The organism is Bradyrhizobium sp. SZCCHNRI2009, from assembly GCF_032485115.1.
GTDB lineage: Bacteria > Pseudomonadota > Alphaproteobacteria > Rhizobiales > Xanthobacteraceae > Bradyrhizobium.
In genome coordinates this window covers 819,933-834,803 of record NZ_JAUEUH010000001.1, presented here as the reverse complement: position 1 = coordinate 834,803, position 14,871 = coordinate 819,933, and the positions used below count along the sequence as shown (strand labels likewise).

At 65.3% G+C, this 14,871-nt stretch carries 15 protein-coding genes and 2 tRNA genes; 5 read left to right on the top strand and 12 right to left on the bottom strand.

The genetic code is table 11. The annotated features are described in order from the left end of the window. Nucleotides 1-81: 81 nt before the first annotated feature. The 6 genes from QX041_RS03835 to QX041_RS03810 form a co-directional block, all read right to left on the bottom strand. Nucleotides 82-399 carry a hypothetical protein gene (locus QX041_RS03835; protein ID WP_315714632.1) on the bottom strand — a complete coding sequence of 106 codons (318 nt, stop codon included), beginning with the start codon at nt 397-399 and terminating at the stop codon, nt 82-84. Nucleotides 400-512: 113 nt separating this feature from the next. Continuing rightward, on the bottom strand, nt 513-1,496 hold the full coding sequence (locus tag QX041_RS03830; RefSeq protein ID WP_316164502.1) for a transglutaminase-like cysteine peptidase: 984 nt from the start codon (nt 1,494-1,496) through the stop codon (nt 513-515). Between the two features lie 301 nt (nt 1,497-1,797). Next, nucleotides 1,798-3,132 (bottom strand): HlyD family type I secretion periplasmic adaptor subunit, encoded by a 1,335-nt coding sequence (locus QX041_RS03825; protein ID WP_315749499.1) that lies wholly within the window; start codon nt 3,130-3,132, stop codon nt 1,798-1,800. Between the two features lies 1 nt (nt 3,133). Then, the gene (locus tag QX041_RS03820; RefSeq protein WP_315714635.1) at nt 3,134-5,317 is read right to left on the bottom strand and encodes a type I secretion system permease/ATPase; all 2,184 of its coding nucleotides are present in this window, start codon (nt 5,315-5,317) and stop codon (nt 3,134-3,136) included. 252 nt (nt 5,318-5,569) lie between these two features. Next, nucleotides 5,570-7,099: a TolC family outer membrane protein gene (locus QX041_RS03815; RefSeq protein WP_315729346.1), complete on the bottom strand. Its 1,530-nt coding sequence runs from the start codon at nt 7,097-7,099 to the stop codon at nt 5,570-5,572. Nucleotides 7,100-7,715: 616 nt separating this feature from the next. After that, a tRNA-Tyr gene (locus QX041_RS03810) sits at nt 7,716-7,801 on the bottom strand. A gap of 216 nt (nt 7,802-8,017) precedes the next feature. Between QX041_RS03810 and rlmB the strand changes: the two genes are divergently transcribed. Continuing rightward, a complete protein-coding gene (rlmB, locus tag QX041_RS03805; RefSeq protein ID WP_315714637.1) occupies nt 8,018-8,848 on the top strand; it encodes a 23S rRNA (guanosine(2251)-2'-O)-methyltransferase RlmB in 831 nt (276 codons plus the stop codon). 57 nt (nt 8,849-8,905) lie between these two features. On the opposite strand, the gene QX041_RS03800 is transcribed toward rlmB, so the two are convergent. Both QX041_RS03800 and QX041_RS03795 read right to left on the bottom strand, forming a co-directional pair. Further along, complete coding sequence (locus QX041_RS03800; RefSeq protein ID WP_316164501.1) at nt 8,906-9,370, bottom strand: hypothetical protein; 465 nt, start codon at nt 9,368-9,370, stop codon at nt 8,906-8,908. Between the two features lie 57 nt (nt 9,371-9,427). Continuing rightward, on the bottom strand, nt 9,428-9,889 hold the full coding sequence (locus tag QX041_RS03795) for a hypothetical protein (RefSeq protein WP_315714639.1): 462 nt from the start codon (nt 9,887-9,889) through the stop codon (nt 9,428-9,430). 363 nt (nt 9,890-10,252) lie between these two features. Between QX041_RS03795 and QX041_RS03790 the strand changes: the two genes are divergently transcribed. Both QX041_RS03790 and QX041_RS03785 read left to right on the top strand, forming a co-directional pair. Continuing rightward, nucleotides 10,253-10,753, top strand: a complete 501-nt coding sequence (locus QX041_RS03790; protein WP_315749493.1) for a hypothetical protein — start codon at nt 10,253-10,255, stop codon at nt 10,751-10,753. A gap of 193 nt (nt 10,754-10,946) precedes the next feature. Next, nucleotides 10,947-11,021: transfer RNA gene (locus QX041_RS03785), tRNA-Thr, on the top strand. 53 nt (nt 11,022-11,074) lie between these two features. On the opposite strand, the gene QX041_RS03780 is transcribed toward QX041_RS03785, so the two are convergent. The 3 genes from QX041_RS03780 to QX041_RS03770 all read right to left on the bottom strand — a co-directional run bounded on the left by QX041_RS03780 (nt 11,075) and on the right by QX041_RS03770 (nt 13,400). After that, entirely contained in the window at nt 11,075-11,671 is a 597-nt protein-coding gene (locus tag QX041_RS03780; RefSeq protein WP_316164500.1) for a DUF2147 domain-containing protein, read from the bottom strand. A 172-nt stretch (nt 11,672-11,843) separates the two neighbouring features. Further along, complete coding sequence (locus QX041_RS03775; RefSeq protein WP_315714642.1) at nt 11,844-12,485, bottom strand: DUF3313 domain-containing protein; 642 nt, start codon at nt 12,483-12,485, stop codon at nt 11,844-11,846. Nucleotides 12,486-12,734: 249 nt separating this feature from the next. Further along, nucleotides 12,735-13,400 (bottom strand): TetR/AcrR family transcriptional regulator, encoded by a 666-nt coding sequence (locus QX041_RS03770; RefSeq protein ID WP_316164499.1) that lies wholly within the window; start codon nt 13,398-13,400, stop codon nt 12,735-12,737. 241 nt (nt 13,401-13,641) lie between these two features. Here QX041_RS03770 and QX041_RS03765 point away from each other — a divergent pair, with 241 nt between their 5' ends. Continuing rightward, complete coding sequence (locus QX041_RS03765) at nt 13,642-14,154, top strand: hypothetical protein (protein WP_315714644.1); 513 nt, start codon at nt 13,642-13,644, stop codon at nt 14,152-14,154. Between the two features lie 64 nt (nt 14,155-14,218). On the opposite strand, the gene QX041_RS03760 is transcribed toward QX041_RS03765, so the two are convergent. Beyond that, a complete protein-coding gene (locus QX041_RS03760; protein WP_041750859.1) occupies nt 14,219-14,326 on the bottom strand; it encodes a hypothetical protein in 108 nt (35 codons plus the stop codon). A gap of 180 nt (nt 14,327-14,506) precedes the next feature. Between QX041_RS03760 and QX041_RS03755 the strand changes: the two genes are divergently transcribed. Then, nucleotides 14,507-14,752, top strand: a complete 246-nt coding sequence (locus tag QX041_RS03755) for a hypothetical protein (protein ID WP_315714645.1) — start codon at nt 14,507-14,509, stop codon at nt 14,750-14,752. Nucleotides 14,753-14,871: the final 119 nt, after the last annotated feature.

The window sequence follows — 14,871 nt, the reverse complement described above, 5'->3', positions numbered from 1 at the left end:
GAAATGGAACCGGCCTCTCGCGAATTATTTGCGAAAGGCAGGAACTATTCTTGAGGAGCGTCGAAGTCGCGGCAGATTGCCTCAGATGCGACTGACCACGCAGGCCACCGGTTCGTATTTGCGGAAATACAACAATGCCTGGTCACCGATGCCATCGAGCCACACGCCGCGGCCCGCATAGCGATAGCCGTCGCCCATCGGGACGAGACGGACCGGAATCGCACGGTGAGGATGGAGGTAGAGTTGCGCGGTAACGATCTCGCCCGGCGCGAGCACGGGACGAGAGCGCAGCACGTAGCTGCCGCCATTCTCGCAGGCGATCGAAAACGCAGCGCCCGGCAGCATCACCGCGTGAGCCTGTGCACCGCCGATGAATCCACCGATCGCCGACAGGGCCAATGCCCCGCAAACCATGACTTGCTTGATATTCACCGCGGCCCCCTGCTCGCCAGCTTCCCTGCGCGCATTAAGACCGCAAATGACCTCGGCTACAAGCCGTCCACCTGCGACATTCAGAGCAGCAGCGGCCGCCCCGGATTCCCGCCACCGCCGATGTCGGCCTCCGCCGCCGGCGTGACGTCGCTCTCGCTTTCGTGGTGCGGCCGCTCGGCATAGGGCGCAGCGAACAGGCTGACGCCGCGGTGATCGATGGCAAACAACGGCATGAAGGACTGCAGATCGCGGCCTTCCATCAGAGCGGCCCGCCGGTTGTCGAGCACGGACCATTTGCCGTCGAGCCGCACGGCGACGACGGCGTGATCCTGCCGCACGGCGAGGTCTCGGACCAGCAGCAGCTTGAGATCCGATTCGGGCGTCCCCGCCGCCAGCAGCAGCGCGTATTTGGCAATCGCGTAGTCTTCGCAGTCACCGAGTCCACTGCGCAAGGTCTGCAGTGGCGAACTCCAGACGTCCGGCAGGCCGTGTTGCTGATCGTCGCTGACGTAGCGCACCGCCTGGTTGACGCCACGATTGATCATTTCCGCGCGCGTGCGGCCGTCGCTCGCCGCAGACGCCGACCGGGTCAGCGCGACGAAAAGGCGCTCCGAGGCCGAGCAGCGCGCGTCATCGCGGTTGCAACGTTCGACCGAGATCCGCTCGCTCGCCATCGCGCCCTGAATGCCACGCCACTTCACCCACAGCACACCCTCGGGTGCGCGGAACGTCATCAGGCCGAACGGCTCGTCGCTGGGAGTCGCGACCGCGGGTCCCTGCGGAGCGTCGCTGACTGATCCCGCAGGCCCGGCCGGGTCGGTCGATGCGACTTCCACAGCAGCGGAGGCGGCGCGACGCAGGCCGTCATGCTTGGCAAGCACGGCATTGATGGTGAAGAAACGGACGGGCGGCGGTACCGGCAGCGCGCCATGCGCGGTGTCCTGCGGAGATCTACGATTCGAAGTCTCGGCAAACGCAGCGCCGGCCCAACCGGCCACGACCGACAACACAAGCGCAAGCCCCAGCGCGCGCGGGAGAACCCGCGGCCGATCGATCCGCAACATCAGTGACGCCCCGTATGCTCCGGGGCATCGGCCGACGTCATCGCGTCGATCCCTGTCCCGGTTGTTATCGGATCAGGGATAGGGCCGGCGCTGCTGCGGGCCGGTTAAACCGCGGTGATGTTCGCCGCCAAGCTGCGAACGCGACTAATCACGGCCGACCAAATCGCGTCGCATTTGAACGATTCAGATTTTGGCAACGCTGTCCGCCGCACGGGGCGCCCCGGATGAGCGCAGCGGCATTCTGGGTCACACGCGCTTTCGTGGAGAACCCGGGTTTCGGTGCGCTCGCGCGGACGCCTGCTCAGCGCTCGCGCAGCGCCTCGTCACGCAGCATGCGGGCGGGCTTGACCAGATAGTCCAGCACCGATTTCTTGCCCGTCAGGATCTCCACGGTCGCGACCATGCCGGGGAGGATCGGAAGCGGCTGCTGGGCGGTGCCGAGATGGTTCTTCTCGGTGCGCACCATCACGCGATAGAAGGTCTCGCCGCGCTCGTTCTTGTCGCCCTTCTCATCGGTGATCGTGTCGGCACTGATGCGCTCGACGCGCCCGTGCAACGAGCCGTACACAGATGAATCATAGGCGCTGAGCTTGACCACCGCCTCGTGGTTGGGACGGATGAAGGCGATGTCCTGCGGACGGATGCGGCCCTCGACCAGCAGCGTGTCGTCGAGCGGCGTGATCTCCATCAGGCTGGCGCCCGGCGCGACCACCGCGCCGATGGTGGTGACGTTGAGCTTGTTGACGATGCCGCGCACCGGCGAGCGCAGCTCGGTGCGTCGCACCCGGTCCTGGGCCGACTTGATGTTCTCGTCGAGCACGGCGAGATCACCGCGGGATTTCGCGAGATCGTCTTCGGCCTGCGCGCGGAAGGCGGTGACGATGTTGAGCCGGCGCGAGCGCGCCTCCTGCACCGCCGCCTCGGTCTTCACGATGCTCGCCTGCACCACCGCGAGCTGGCCGCGCATGTCGGTCGCCTGGCGGTCGGCGCGCAGCATCTCGATCTCCGGCACCACCTTCTGGTCGAACAGCTTGCGGGTCAGTCCCAGCTCGCGATTGAGCAGCGCCAGCGTCTCCGAGAAGCGCTTCTCGGTGGCCCTGAGCTCGTCGATCTCCTTGCTCTTCTGCTGTTCCTGCTGCTGCACCACGTCGATGTCCTGCGCGAGCTTGCGTGCATGGGCGTCGAACACCGCGCGCTCGGTCTGCACCGCGCGCGGGGCGTCGGCGACGAGGTCGTCGGGAAACTCGACCGGGCTGCGGCCCTCGGTCTCCGCCGCGAGCCGGATCACCCGGGCCGCCATCGCGCCGCGGCGCTCGCGGATCTCGCCGAACTGCGAGGCGAAATTGGTGTCCTCGATGCGCGCCAGCGGCTGATCCTTCTCGACGATCGCGCCTTCCTGCACCAGGAGGTCGGCGATGATGCCGCCTTCCAGCGACTGCACCACCTGGGTCTGGCGCGACGGCACGACCTTGCCGTTGCCGCGCTTGACCTCGTCGAGCACGGCGAAATGCGCCCAGATCAGGAAGGTGAAGAACAGGCCGAGCGAGGCGAGCAGCAGCATCCGCGCCGTCTTCGGCGTGCGCAGCTCGACGGCAGCCCTGATGTCGTTGGAGAACGCGAAATCGCTGTGCGCCATGTCACCTCGTCCCCTGGACCGGCTTCACCGCGTGGCTCGCGGCCGGCGCCGCCGCGGGCTGCTGCGGACGCAGCATGGTGAGGATCTGCGCGGTCGGCCCGTCGGCGACGATCTTGCCGGAGTCGAATACCAGGATGCGGTCGACCAGCGACAACAACGACGGTCGGTGGGTCGAGACGATGATGGACATCTCGCCTTTGGCCAGCGACTTCAGGCGCTCGAGGAATTCGCCCTCGCTGCGGACGTCGAAATGTGCGGTCGGCTCGTCGAGGAACAGCACGCGCGGCTTGCGGATCAGGACGCGCGCGAGCCCGATCGCCTGCTTCTGCCCGCCCGACAGGCTGCGGCCGCCTTCGGCGATCATCATCTCGTAGCCCTGCGGATGACCGGCGATGAAGGTCTCGACGCCGGCGAGCCGCGCGGCCTCCAGCACCTCCTCATCGGTCGCCGCCGGACGGCCGAGCGTGATGTTGTCGCGCAGCTTGCCGTAGAACAGGTCGGTATCCTGCAGCACGAAGCCGATGCCGGCGCGCAGATCGGCCGGGTCGTATTGCTGGATGTCGATCCCATCGATCAGGATGCTGCCTTCGGTCGGCGGATAGAACGCGGTGGCGAGGCGACCGACCGTGGTCTTGCCCGAGCCGACGCGACCGATGATGCCGATCTTCTCGCCGGGCTTGATGTCGAAGGAGACGTTGTCGAGCGCCTTGGTCTGGCTTCCCGGATAGGAGAAGCTGACGTTCTTGAACTGGATGCGGCCCTGGTTGATCTCGCGCGCGACGTAGATCTTCTCCGGCGGACGCTCACGGTCCAGCGACATCAGCCGGTCGATCGAGCGCAACGCCGACGTCGTCTGGGTGAAGCGCGTCATCAGGCCGGCGATGCCTGCGATCGGACCGAGCACGCGACCCGACAGCATGTTGGCCGCCACCAGCGCGCCGACCGAGAGCTTGCCGTCGAGGATCAGGAACACGCCGACGACGACCAGCAGCAGGCTGCAGAACTGGCTCGCGACGCTCGCCGCTGTCATCGCCATCGAGGCCCAGAACTGGACGTCCTCGCTGGAGCGCGCCTGCGCCGCCACCGAACGCTCCCACACCGTCTGCACCCGGCTCTCGCCGGCCACCGCGCGGACCGTCTCCATCCCGTTGAGCGATTCCACGAGAATGCCGTGACGCGCGGCGGATTGCGCCTGCATCTGCCGCATCGCGCGTTCGAGCGGCCGCTGGATCAGCAGCCCGACGGCGATCATCACCGGCAGCATCAGCAGCGGAATCCAGGCGATGGGACCGGCGATGATGAACAGCACGATGATGAACACGACCGCGAACAGCATGTCCGTCGCCGACACCACGGTGCCGGAGGTGAAGAACTCGCGCACCGAATCGAAGTCGCGGAGCTGATTGGCGAGGATGCCGACCGATGGCGGCCGCTTGTCCATCTTCAGCGACATCACGTGCTCGAAGATGTTCGCGGCGAGCACCACGTCGATCTTCTTTCCGGTCATGTCGATGATGCGGCTGCGCACCACCTTGAGCAGGAAGTCGAATCCGATGGCCAGCATGAGGCCAACGCCGAGTGCGACCAGCGAGGGGATCGCGCCGTTCGGGATCACGCGGTCGTAGACGCTCATCGTGAACAGGGGCGCGGCCAGCGCCAGGATGTTGACGATGAACGCGGCGATCGCGACATGGCCGTAATTGGCGCCGAAGCGGCTGACCACCGACCAGAACCAGTGCGTCTTCGGCACTTCACCGGCTGCCGCCACGCGCGGATCGGCAATTGTGGCGGGCCGCACCAGATAGGCGAAGCCGACATACCGCGCCGCGACCGCCTCGAAGCGCTCGATCGCCGGCTGTTCGCGGCGCGAAGGATCGACGATGGTGAGACGGCCGGCGGCCTCGTCGATCGTCAGCAGGATGCGCGTGGTGCCGTCGTGAAACATCAGCACGCAGGGCAGCACCAGCGCGGGAATATCGCTCAGCGGCCGTTCGACCAGTTGCGCCTCGAGCCCGGCCCGCTGCGCGGCGCGCTCGTAGAGCGCGATGCTGAGCACGCCGCTGTCGAGCGGCAATCCGGACAGCAGCGCGCTGCGGCTCAGGGCGCGGCCGTGATGAGCAGCGAGGTAAAGCAGACTGTCACTGAGAGGATCAGCTGCTGGTGCGGCTGCGCTCATCTGGGGCATCACGTGCGCCGTCTCTTCGAGCTCGAACCTTGTCGGACGAATGTTCAACGACGCCTCGGAAATCCATCTGGCCCACCGAGCAACGCGGACCGGCACCCATTGCTTCTTGCTAATAATTTGCCTTAGCCTAATTCTTTGGCCCGCACTTGGCTTTTCTGAGATTTTTACAGGTGTTTCGCGACAAACTCAGCGCAAAGTAAATGCGTATGGTGAAAAGCCGGCGCGACATGCACCGGCTCTTGTTAGTCTCACCTATTTCGGCGCGTGCCCGTTGGGGCTCTGAGCGTATCCGCCGTATTTTCCGGACGCGACGAACAGCGTCGTATCCTCGGGATCGCTCGAGGCCCACCGATCGCCAAAGGTAATCGGCGCGGGATGCTTCGGCGTACCGTCATGCAGGCCGAACATCGGCACCGGACCGGCGGAGCTCAGCGGCTGCGGTCCGGGCGCCGGCGCACTCAGCCGAATGGGCGCCAGGCTGTAGCCGATGAAGCCACTCGGCGTGTCCACCGGCTCGGTCTCCGGCGGATGCCCGGTCTTCAGGTAGTTCAGCATCTGGCCCATCGCGGCGAGCAGCTGATAGTCGGCAAACACCACCACACCGCGCGCCGACACCAGCGACACGTTGGCGTTGAAGTACTGGTTCTGGGAGTTCAAGAGATCGATCAGCGTGCGCTGGCCGAGCTCATACTCCTTGTTGTAGGCGACGAACGTGCGGCGGGCCGCTTCGACATCGCGGACAAGAGCTGAGACGCGATCGGCGGTGATGATCCGGGCCGCCCAGGCCTTGTCGATCGACTCCAGCGCATCGCGCTGCAGGCGAGCATGCTTCTGCTGCTCCTGGATCATCCGCTGCGCGGCTTCTTCGCGGCGCCAGCTGTTCTGGCCGCCGTTGAAGATATCCCAGGATGCAACGACCTTGCCGCTGACCTCGTCGTAACGATTGTTGTAGGTGATCGATTCCTTGCCGGTCGTCGCGCGGCCTTCGAGCGAAAGCGTCGGCAGGAAGGTGCCGGTGGTGGCATCGAATCCCCGCTTGGCGGCCGTCACATCCGCCGCGGCAGCGCGCAGGGTCGGATTGAACTTGTAGGCGATGTCGAGCGATTCCGCCTTGTCCCGCGGCATGTCGGACAGCCGGCCGGGGAAACGCAGGTTATAAGGCTCGACGCCGACGACCTTGCGGTACTTCGCGCGCGCCACTTCGAGGCTGAGACGGAATTCTTCGAGCACGGCCTGCGCTGCCGCAACCCGTTCCTCGGCCTGCTGCGTGTCGCCCTCGCCGGCCCGGCCGCCCTGGAAACGGGCCAGCACGTTCTTGCGCAGTTCGAGATGAACCTTGAGGTTCTTCTCGGCCAGAGCGACCAGCCTGGAGTAGCGCACCACGTCGACATAGGCTTCGGCGGCATCGAGACCAATCAGTTCGGTTCGCTCCAGCACGCGGTACGCGGCGGCATCGACCCGCGCGGCCTGTCGCCACACTTCATTGATCGAGGAAAAGCCATCGAACAGCAATTGACGGACCACCACGCCGGCCTCGCGGCCGCGCAGGTAGCGGCCATTGTTGCTCGGCGCCGGCGAGACATACTGCTTGAGCATCTCCGGTCCGGCGCTCGCATCGAGCCGGACCTGCGGCAGCAGCGTCCCCTGGGACTGGCGAAGCTCGGCTTCGGTGGCCCGCCGATTGGCGGCGGCCTCTCCGACACCGGGATTGGTCTTCACCGCCTGGTTGATGGCGTCCTGGATGGTGAACGGCTCAGCGCCCAATGCCGGGCTAAAGCTCATTCCCACAACACATATGAAAATGGGTGTATATACGATCTTCAACATAGGGAACCGATAACAAACCCGAGATCGGCTCGCAATGTGACTCGCCACATTTGCGGCGAAAAGCCGCCCGGTTGTGGCAGAATAGCTACGCTCCGCCATATTCCTCAGGGCAAAGATTTCAGAATCTGAAGCGAAATCAACGTCGTGGGGATGACGTGAGGCTGAGGCGGTGATTTAAAGTCAGCTATTTATTTCATAAAGAAAAATCTCGCGTCAGAGAATGTCGAGTTTTTTGTGTTTATCTTCAATATGGACCGCTTCCGCGGCATTAACTGAGATGTCGCAGCCGGGGCCCTCAACCCGAGACGGCGGAACGGCAACAGGCGATCAGTCGCCCGCCATTGCCACGCCGGCCCCGCAGATGTCGGAAGCCTGGGTTCTGGCGCGCCGTCACGACAGCCGTGAGCGATCGCCGCCCAGGGATCGCGAACAACGAAGGATCCAATGAAGATCACGACCGGCCGGCAGACCCAGATGCGACCCATATATTTCGACGCATAGTCTGCAGGGAAGCAATGGCCAATGGGGTCCATTGTCCTCGAAAAATCTCGTGGAGCTGAGAGGCAGTGAATGGTGGGGGAGGCAGGACTCGAACCTGCGAAGCCATGAGGCGGCTGATTTACAGTCAGCTCCCTTTGCCACTCGGGACACTCCCCCGTATCGATGGCAATTCGGGCCGGCCGCGGAACAGCAGCGTCGGGACCATCAGCGCCATGGAGACGGTAAGACCGCGGGACCCGAAGGAGCGGGCGCGCGCGGCCGGGGCCCTTATGATCGAACCCGGCCCTCGAAGTCAACCAAGGGACGACGAATTTTCCCGTCTCAGCGGTGCCAAATTGCCAGAATCCGCAGGCCGTGACAGAAGCTCGGGCCATGAGCGAACGCGATCGAAAGCCCCCTTTTCGCCGTCCGGGCGGTAAATTCTCCGGCAAACCGCGCGGATTCGAGCGCCCCCAGCCGTGGCGGGAGCGCGACCAGGACTCGGATGCCCCCGTCATTCTCTATGGCTGGCACACCGTGACCCTGGCGCTCGCCAATCCGAAGCGGCGGATTCGCAAGCTTTACCTGACCGAGAACGCCGCCAGGCGGCTTGCCGACGAGCGGATCGAGACGCGGGTGACGCCCGAGATCGTGCGCCCCAGCCAGATCGACCAGCGGCTCGGTCCGGACGCCGTGCACCAGGGCCTGTTGGCGGAGGCCGAGCCCCTGCCCTCGCCGGACATCGACACGCTCGCGGCCGAGGGACTGATCCTGGTGCTCGACCAGATCACCGACCCGCACAATGTCGGCGCGATCTTGCGCTCGGCAGCGGCGTTCGGCGTAAAGGCGATCGTGACCACCGCCCGCCACAGTCCGGAGGCCACCGGTGTACTGGCCAAGTCCGCATCGGGCGCCCTGGAGCTGGTGCCGATCATCACGGTGCAGAACCTCGCACGCGCGCTGACGCGGCTGAACGAGCGCGGCTTTCAGACGGTGGGGCTGGACAGCGCGGGCGAGGAGGACATCGCGGCGGTCGCCTTGCGCGAGCCGCTCGCACTGGTGCTGGGCGCCGAGGGCAAGGGCCTGCGGCAATTGACGCGCGAGACCTGCAGCGTCGTGGCGCGGCTCGACATGCCCGGCGCGATCAAGAGCCTCAACGTCTCCAATGCCGCCGTGCTCGCGCTCTATATCGGCGCGAGCCGGCTCGGCTTGATGTCAAAATGACGAAACGCCCGCGCGCATGAGGCGCACGGGCGTTGGCGCGAACGAACGTCCGTCTGATCAGTAATAGCGGCGCAGCACGCGCTGCCCGTGATAATAAGGCGAAGCGCCCCAGCGATAGGCGTGGCGGCGGTGATGATAGCTGTAGACCGGAAGCGCCTGCTCCTCATAGGCAGGATACGGCGCGAAGGCGCCAGGACCGCTGTAGGTCGGGCCCTGGTTGACATAGTAATACTGCCGGGTCGGCTCGGGCAGCCGCTCATAGCTCGCGCCGCAGGCGCCGCAGCCATGGCCGTAGGTGTAGGTGTAGCCGGGCTGATAGAAATATTGCGGCCGATACGTCACCGTGGGCTGGTACGTCACGGTCGGCTGATAGGTGACGGTCGGCTGATAGGTGACCTGCGGCGCGCACGGCGCGGCGTAGCCGCACGGGCCGCAGGCGGTGGCGCCGCAGGCCGCGGCCGGCGCGCTGCCGGCGACGGCGAGGCCGGCAATGGCGAAAAGTCCTGAAACTACTCCACGCATAACTCTCTCCTGTTGATCTGTTCTTGCTTGGTCTGGCTGTCGATGGTGAGTTGCTGGCTAGCGGCGGTAGGCCGGCGGCCGATTGGGATAGCCGCGAGGATCACCATCGGGCGGAGCCAGGATGACGGCAGGCGGATACATCGGCACCGCCGGCTCCGGCGGCTGCATCTGGGATTGGGCGCCCCACGAGCGGGAATAGCTCTCGGCCGGCTTCGGCAGCTTGCGATCGGCCGGCGGCTCGATCTCCATCCGGCCATAGCCGGGCCTTGCTCCGAGGGTTGGATAGTAATGACCAACATATGGCTCGGGCTCGACCGGCCGGCCGCCATAGATCGTCGGCTGCATGTAGTTGCCCCTGCCAAGACCGTACTGGCCTTCGACGACGGCGTAGGACGCATCGATGCCGTTGATGACGACGGGCACGCCGGGCCGCTGCGGAATGACGATCTCGAAGCCTTCGCTGGCGAGCGCGGCGGAAGACGCTCCAATCAGAATCACAAGAGCCGTTGTAGTACGCATGAATTCACGCCCCGGTTGCCATCCTACCAATACCGCAACGCGCGCCCCGATGGGTTAAACGCGCACATCAATCTGCTGGTAAGACTAACGCGGGAGCCACCATTCCGGGTTAAAGCCCGGGTGGGGTTCGAGTGCGAGGGTTAATGGCTGATCATCAGCCGATGAGCGACAATATTGCCAGCATCAACCCCGCTGCCCTGTCCGCAAGACTAACAGCCTTCGGGTCGGAGCAAGCCGGACCGCAACCGCGGCTCCGGCCTCCGAAGGCACCGGGCCTCATGTCGTTCCAAAACATTCCCGTCGCGGCGGGAACGACGGGGCCGGCTTGCGCTTAGCAGGTGGGGCGCAACGATGGAGTATTCCATGACACGATTTGCTATTCTCGGGGCTGCGGTACTCGCAACGGCGCTCGCCGGCCCGGCCATGGCGCGCGACGTGCACCACCGGCATATGAACCACCAGCAGGAAGGAATGATGCAGCACCGGCACATGGCCCGCCAGGACGGGGCCATGATGCAGCAGCGCACCGATACCGGATGGAACAACAACGGCTGGGATCGCCGCAACAGCGATCGCCGCAACAGCGGCTTCTGGCCGGCTGACGTCGCCGCTGGAGCGGTCGGCACCGCTGCCGGCATCGCAGGCGCAGCCATCGGAACCGCCGGCGCCATCGCGACCGCGCCGTTCCGCACCGCGGATGCCTATGCGTACAGTCCCGGCCCCTCTTACGGCCAACCGAGCTATGATCGCGGCCCGAACGGCTATTATGGCGACTGGAACAGTTACGCGACCCGCAACGGCCTGGTCTGCCGCCCCGGCACCATGTTCAAGGGCAGCGACGGGCTGATGCACATCTGCCAGTAAAGATCGAGCCGGAGCGGCTTCGACGATCGGCTCCGACAGGGGCGGCCCAACGGCCGCCCTTTTTGCTGGGCTGATGGCAGAAGCGGCGCTCACGGGGGGAGTAGCCGGACTGCATCAACTCTGGTAGGAACACCGCGCTTCGCGAGACCTCGTCGCAAACTGACGACGAGATCTCCGCCACCAATGTGCATTCGCCGGCTTAGCTCAGCGGTAGAGCAGCGGTTTTGTAAACCGAAGGTCGGGGGTTCAATCCCCTCAGCCGGCACCAGCTTCCGTGAAGTTGGGATTTGCTGCGGCAATGGCTGTCACCGGCTTTAGGCGTCAATTCGCCCTCGTCCTGACCGCGGGTCTGGCGATGCCGGTCGCCGACGGCAGCCTGGGCGCAGTCCACTCTGGATCCGGCAGCGGCCCGCCGCCCTCGCCGGTCGCTCCGATGAGTTGGCCGGGCACCTGATCCGTGACCAGCACCCAGCCTTGCGTCGCGCAGAACAGCCCGAGCAGACAGCCCTTGACCGCCAGCATCTTCGTGCCCTCGCGCCAGATCGAGACGGCATAGGTCTTGCCGTCCTCGGCGTTGTAGACCTCGCCGCTGTGGCGGCCTTCGGCGTTCAGCTTCAGGCCGAGCAGCATCTGGTGGCCCAGCAGCAGACGGCCGCGCCTGGCCGGATCGGGATTCAGCCGGTCGCGGAACGGCTGCCCCTTGGCATCCGCCGTCGCCTTCATCCACACGATGTAGCCGCAGACGCGGTCGGCCATCGCGCCACAGCGCTCGACGCGGACGCGGGCGCGGCCGTCCTCGGTCAACCATGTGCCGAACGGATCGCCGACGGGAGCGGCGTGACCGCGGCCCTCCGCCATCGACAGCAGCAGGCCGACGACGATGCGTAAGCCGACGCGCAGAACGAATCTCAATGTCATGTCCAGGGACCTCACTGTCTCCATGGCCTCGAGCCACGCGCTCGTACGGCCGGGTTGACGTCACCGCTGACTGCCCGAGATCTGGCCGTGCCCTCGATGCCAAAGCGCGCACACGAAGGCGCCCCGATGCGGGGCCATCTGCCCGCGCGACGCGATCGTTCGCACGGCCCGCTCACTGGAGCTGCGCGACCAGGGCCTCGGCGCCCTTGTCGATTCCGGCCTCGGCGGCCGCGAGCGCACCAACGCTGGCCTTGATGTCGTAGGGCGAGGGATATTGCTTGCTGACGAAGGCGCTCAGCAGTCGCCCGCTCGCGGCATCGAAGATCTCGGCCGCGTAGAATACCGAGCCGGTCAGCAGTCCCTCACCGTCGCGTGCACTCTGCACGCCGTTGTAGAGGGCTCCCGCGAGATCAAAGCGCGAGGCGGTGCCGAGCACCGGCGTGTTGGCGACGGCGCCGGTCAGGGTGAGCCGCACGCGCAGCGTATTCGGCCCCCGCTGATGGACGATCTGGAAGCGCGCCGAGAGACTTTCCAGGAAACGCCGCTGCATGTAGGCGGCGAGCGCAGCCTTGTCCCGGTCGGACATGTCGCCGAACTGATGATCCGCGCCGCGATAGATCACGACCGGATCGAGCGTCACCTTGTCGTAGCTGCGCCAGTCGGTGGCAGTCCCGTAGCGGTAAGGCACCCGGCCCGATGGATCGGATGTGTTGGGCGCCAGATAGTGCGCCGACGCCACCCCGGAATAGGCCACCGGCGTCACCGTGTTGCATCCGGCACAGAGGCTCGCGGCGATCGCCGCGAAGCCAGACATCGGAAATCGACTCCTCATCCCCCTCCTCCACGATTGCGGCGCCGTTGCCAGCGCGTCGACATGGCCACCCCAATAAACCGACCAGGCGGTTTGTAAATACAAATCGAATGAAAAGAATTGTTCACACGTCGATGCGGTCGGCACGGGACCTCCAGGAGGCATCGGCGGACGGAAGTCGGACGGCAAGCCAGCCCGACTTCGCTCAGATCGAACCGTCCAATGATGGAGATGGCGCCGAGCTCGAGCGTGTCATCGCTCCCCAGTCGTCCCGGCCTGCCGGAATGTGGTCCATTGTTGGTCGTCGAGCAGGCGGGCAAACAGACGGTCCAGATCCGGCTGCTCCAGCGGCGAGACGCGCAGCATCGTCATCAAGGCAAGCCCACGTGCCGCCGCCCATCGCAGGACCGCGAGATCAGCGTCATCGGCCTCGCCGCGGATCTCGGCTACTCTCTCGGCATCCTTGGCACGGGCATCGGCCAGCAATCCCGGCTCCTGGGCGAGCGCCCCGAGCATGGCCTGAGCCACCGAATATTGCTGGGCGATCAGCTCCCGCGAGATCGCAATCTGCGTCGCGAGTTCGGGCTGATCAGCCGCTTTGCCGGCTCCAGCCCTGTACCTGCTGGCGAATTCGTCGAAATGCAGGAATTGCTGTTCCAGCAGAGCCTTGAGCACCGCTTCCTTGTTGGGAAACTGGTGCATCAGGCCGCCCTTGCTCAGCCCGCTCTCGCGGGCGATGGCGTCGAGCGTCAGCCGCCCCGGACCATCGCGGGCGATGATGGTGAGGGCGGCGGTGAGCGCGGCCTTGCGCGACCGCTCGGAGCGTGAAGGGTTGTCCATCGAAGTCTGCGAAGTGCCCGGACGGTGCACGAAGGTTGCGAGCAGATGATGCCCCGAAGACCGGGGCGGCTCGGCCATAGGGGCGAGCCGCGCTCCTCTGTCAAGAAGAGCTCCGGAAAAACGCCGCTTAGGAACCATCTGTGCGGGATTGGATTTCCGGTATCGCCTTTCGCGGGTGGGGGACGAAACGAGTTCAGACTGTGGCAACATTGTTGTCACATCTCACCTAGAACTCCTGCTTATCCCCAGAAGTCACTGGTCTTCAACTTGATTTCGTCAGCCGCTTTTGTTGCAATTGAGGCATCGGGGGACAAGCGTCATGACGTGGAAGGAAGAGCGTGATGCGCTGATCGCGCAGACCATGGCCTTTGTGCAGTCTGTGACCGGCAAGCCGGCCGACTTCGCCCAGTTCGAGCTGCCTACCGTTCCGGTCGGCACCCCCATCACACCGCAGCAGGCCGGGGCCGGTCGCCCGACGCACGCCGCTGTCGAGCACGTGATCGCCAACACCGTTGAAACCGAGGCACGTCGCGGCGGCAACGTGCAAGTCGCAATCCCCAATGCCGTGGGGGAGCCTGCAAGGCCGAGAGCGCCCGACGCCATTGCATCCGAGGCTTCGTTCGCCGCCCCGAGCCCGGTCCCTGCGGAGCGTTTCACCAGCATCGCCTCGCAGCTCGATCTCCAGCGCGACATGCAGGCGGAGATTCGCGCCCGCGTCGCGCGCTTCCGGGCCCATCAGGAGCGCTTCAATCGGGAGCGTCAGGAATATTTCAGCGCGACACTCGCGCGCCTGAAAGCATCGGCCGGACGGAGCGCCCTCCCTGAGGACTAAAGGCGACCGCGCTGAGGATCTATGGCCGAGGGTACACAAACATATCCGCAATCGCCGCGCCGGCTCACAGCCAGGCGCACAGCAGCGCCACATTGGCGACGAAGGCGAGCAGCAGCCCAAAGGCGAGCGTCAGCTGGATCCGCCCGCAGAAGATGTGGAGATCGGTTCCCATGGGCTTAACCATCTGGCGATTCTAGCCCCGGAGTCCCACGGATTCTTTTTTCAAAAATTTAGGACTCGTTTACGACTCGGCCGCCCGAAAAGGCCCCTTTCCTGCCCCAGGCGCGCCAGTGTCTCGCTGCACGTGCCGTTCATTCTCGGTTCATCCTTCGCTTCTCTGGAGCTGTTTGGAATGCCCTACGCGCTGTTTTGCAACGACGCCAAGTTGAGCAAGGCCTATCCGACCGAGGGGGATGTCTGGCGGCTGGCGCGGCAGAGCGGGCTGGTGGTGGACGTGATGATCAATGCGCGATCGACCGCGCATCTGCAGCTCGACAATGATTACGAGATCCGGCCCTGCGCCGCCGAGCCCGAGGAAGATCCCTGGCAGAACCGTGCCGAAGCCGAGCAGGAGTTCAACATCCCGTTCGCATCCTGAGCGGCTGCGGCGGAAGCGCGCCGCGGGTGATACTTCTCGGGTGATACTTATAGTCTCTGTGCGCTGCTGTCCCCGAGCCTCGCCGTGCCTGGACGGAAGCCGCCGGCAGAAGACATTCA

Coding starts and splice junctions, on each gene's coding strand:
- QX041_RS03830 (WP_316164502.1), bottom strand. CDS start 1,496: ATGTTGCGGATCGATCGGCCGCGGGTTCTCCCGCGCGCGCTGGGGCTT.
- QX041_RS03825 (WP_315749499.1), bottom strand. CDS start 3,132: ATGGCGCACAGCGATTTCGCGTTCTCCAACGACATCAGGGCTGCCGTC.
- QX041_RS03765 (WP_315714644.1), top strand. CDS start 13,642: ATGACGTGGAAGGAAGAGCGTGATGCGCTGATCGCGCAGACCATGGCC.
- rlmB (WP_315714637.1), top strand. CDS start 8,018: ATGAGCGAACGCGATCGAAAGCCCCCTTTTCGCCGTCCGGGCGGTAAA.
- QX041_RS03775 (WP_315714642.1), bottom strand. CDS start 12,485: ATGTCTGGCTTCGCGGCGATCGCCGCGAGCCTCTGTGCCGGATGCAAC.
- QX041_RS03790 (WP_315749493.1), top strand. CDS start 10,253: ATGACACGATTTGCTATTCTCGGGGCTGCGGTACTCGCAACGGCGCTC.
- QX041_RS03755 (WP_315714645.1), top strand. CDS start 14,507: ATGCCCTACGCGCTGTTTTGCAACGACGCCAAGTTGAGCAAGGCCTAT.
- QX041_RS03800 (WP_316164501.1), bottom strand. CDS start 9,370: ATGCGTGGAGTAGTTTCAGGACTTTTCGCCATTGCCGGCCTCGCCGTC.
- QX041_RS03780 (WP_316164500.1), bottom strand. CDS start 11,671: ATGACATTGAGATTCGTTCTGCGCGTCGGCTTACGCATCGTCGTCGGC.
- QX041_RS03770 (WP_316164499.1), bottom strand. CDS start 13,400: ATGGCCGAGCCGCCCCGGTCTTCGGGGCATCATCTGCTCGCAACCTTC.
- QX041_RS03820 (WP_315714635.1), bottom strand. CDS start 5,317: ATGCCCCAGATGAGCGCAGCCGCACCAGCAGCTGATCCTCTCAGTGAC.
- QX041_RS03760 (WP_041750859.1), bottom strand. CDS start 14,326: ATGGGAACCGATCTCCACATCTTCTGCGGGCGGATCCAGCTGACGCTC.
- QX041_RS03815 (WP_315729346.1), bottom strand. CDS start 7,099: ATGAGCTTTAGCCCGGCATTGGGCGCTGAGCCGTTCACCATCCAGGAC.
- QX041_RS03795 (WP_315714639.1), bottom strand. CDS start 9,889: ATGCGTACTACAACGGCTCTTGTGATTCTGATTGGAGCGTCTTCCGCC.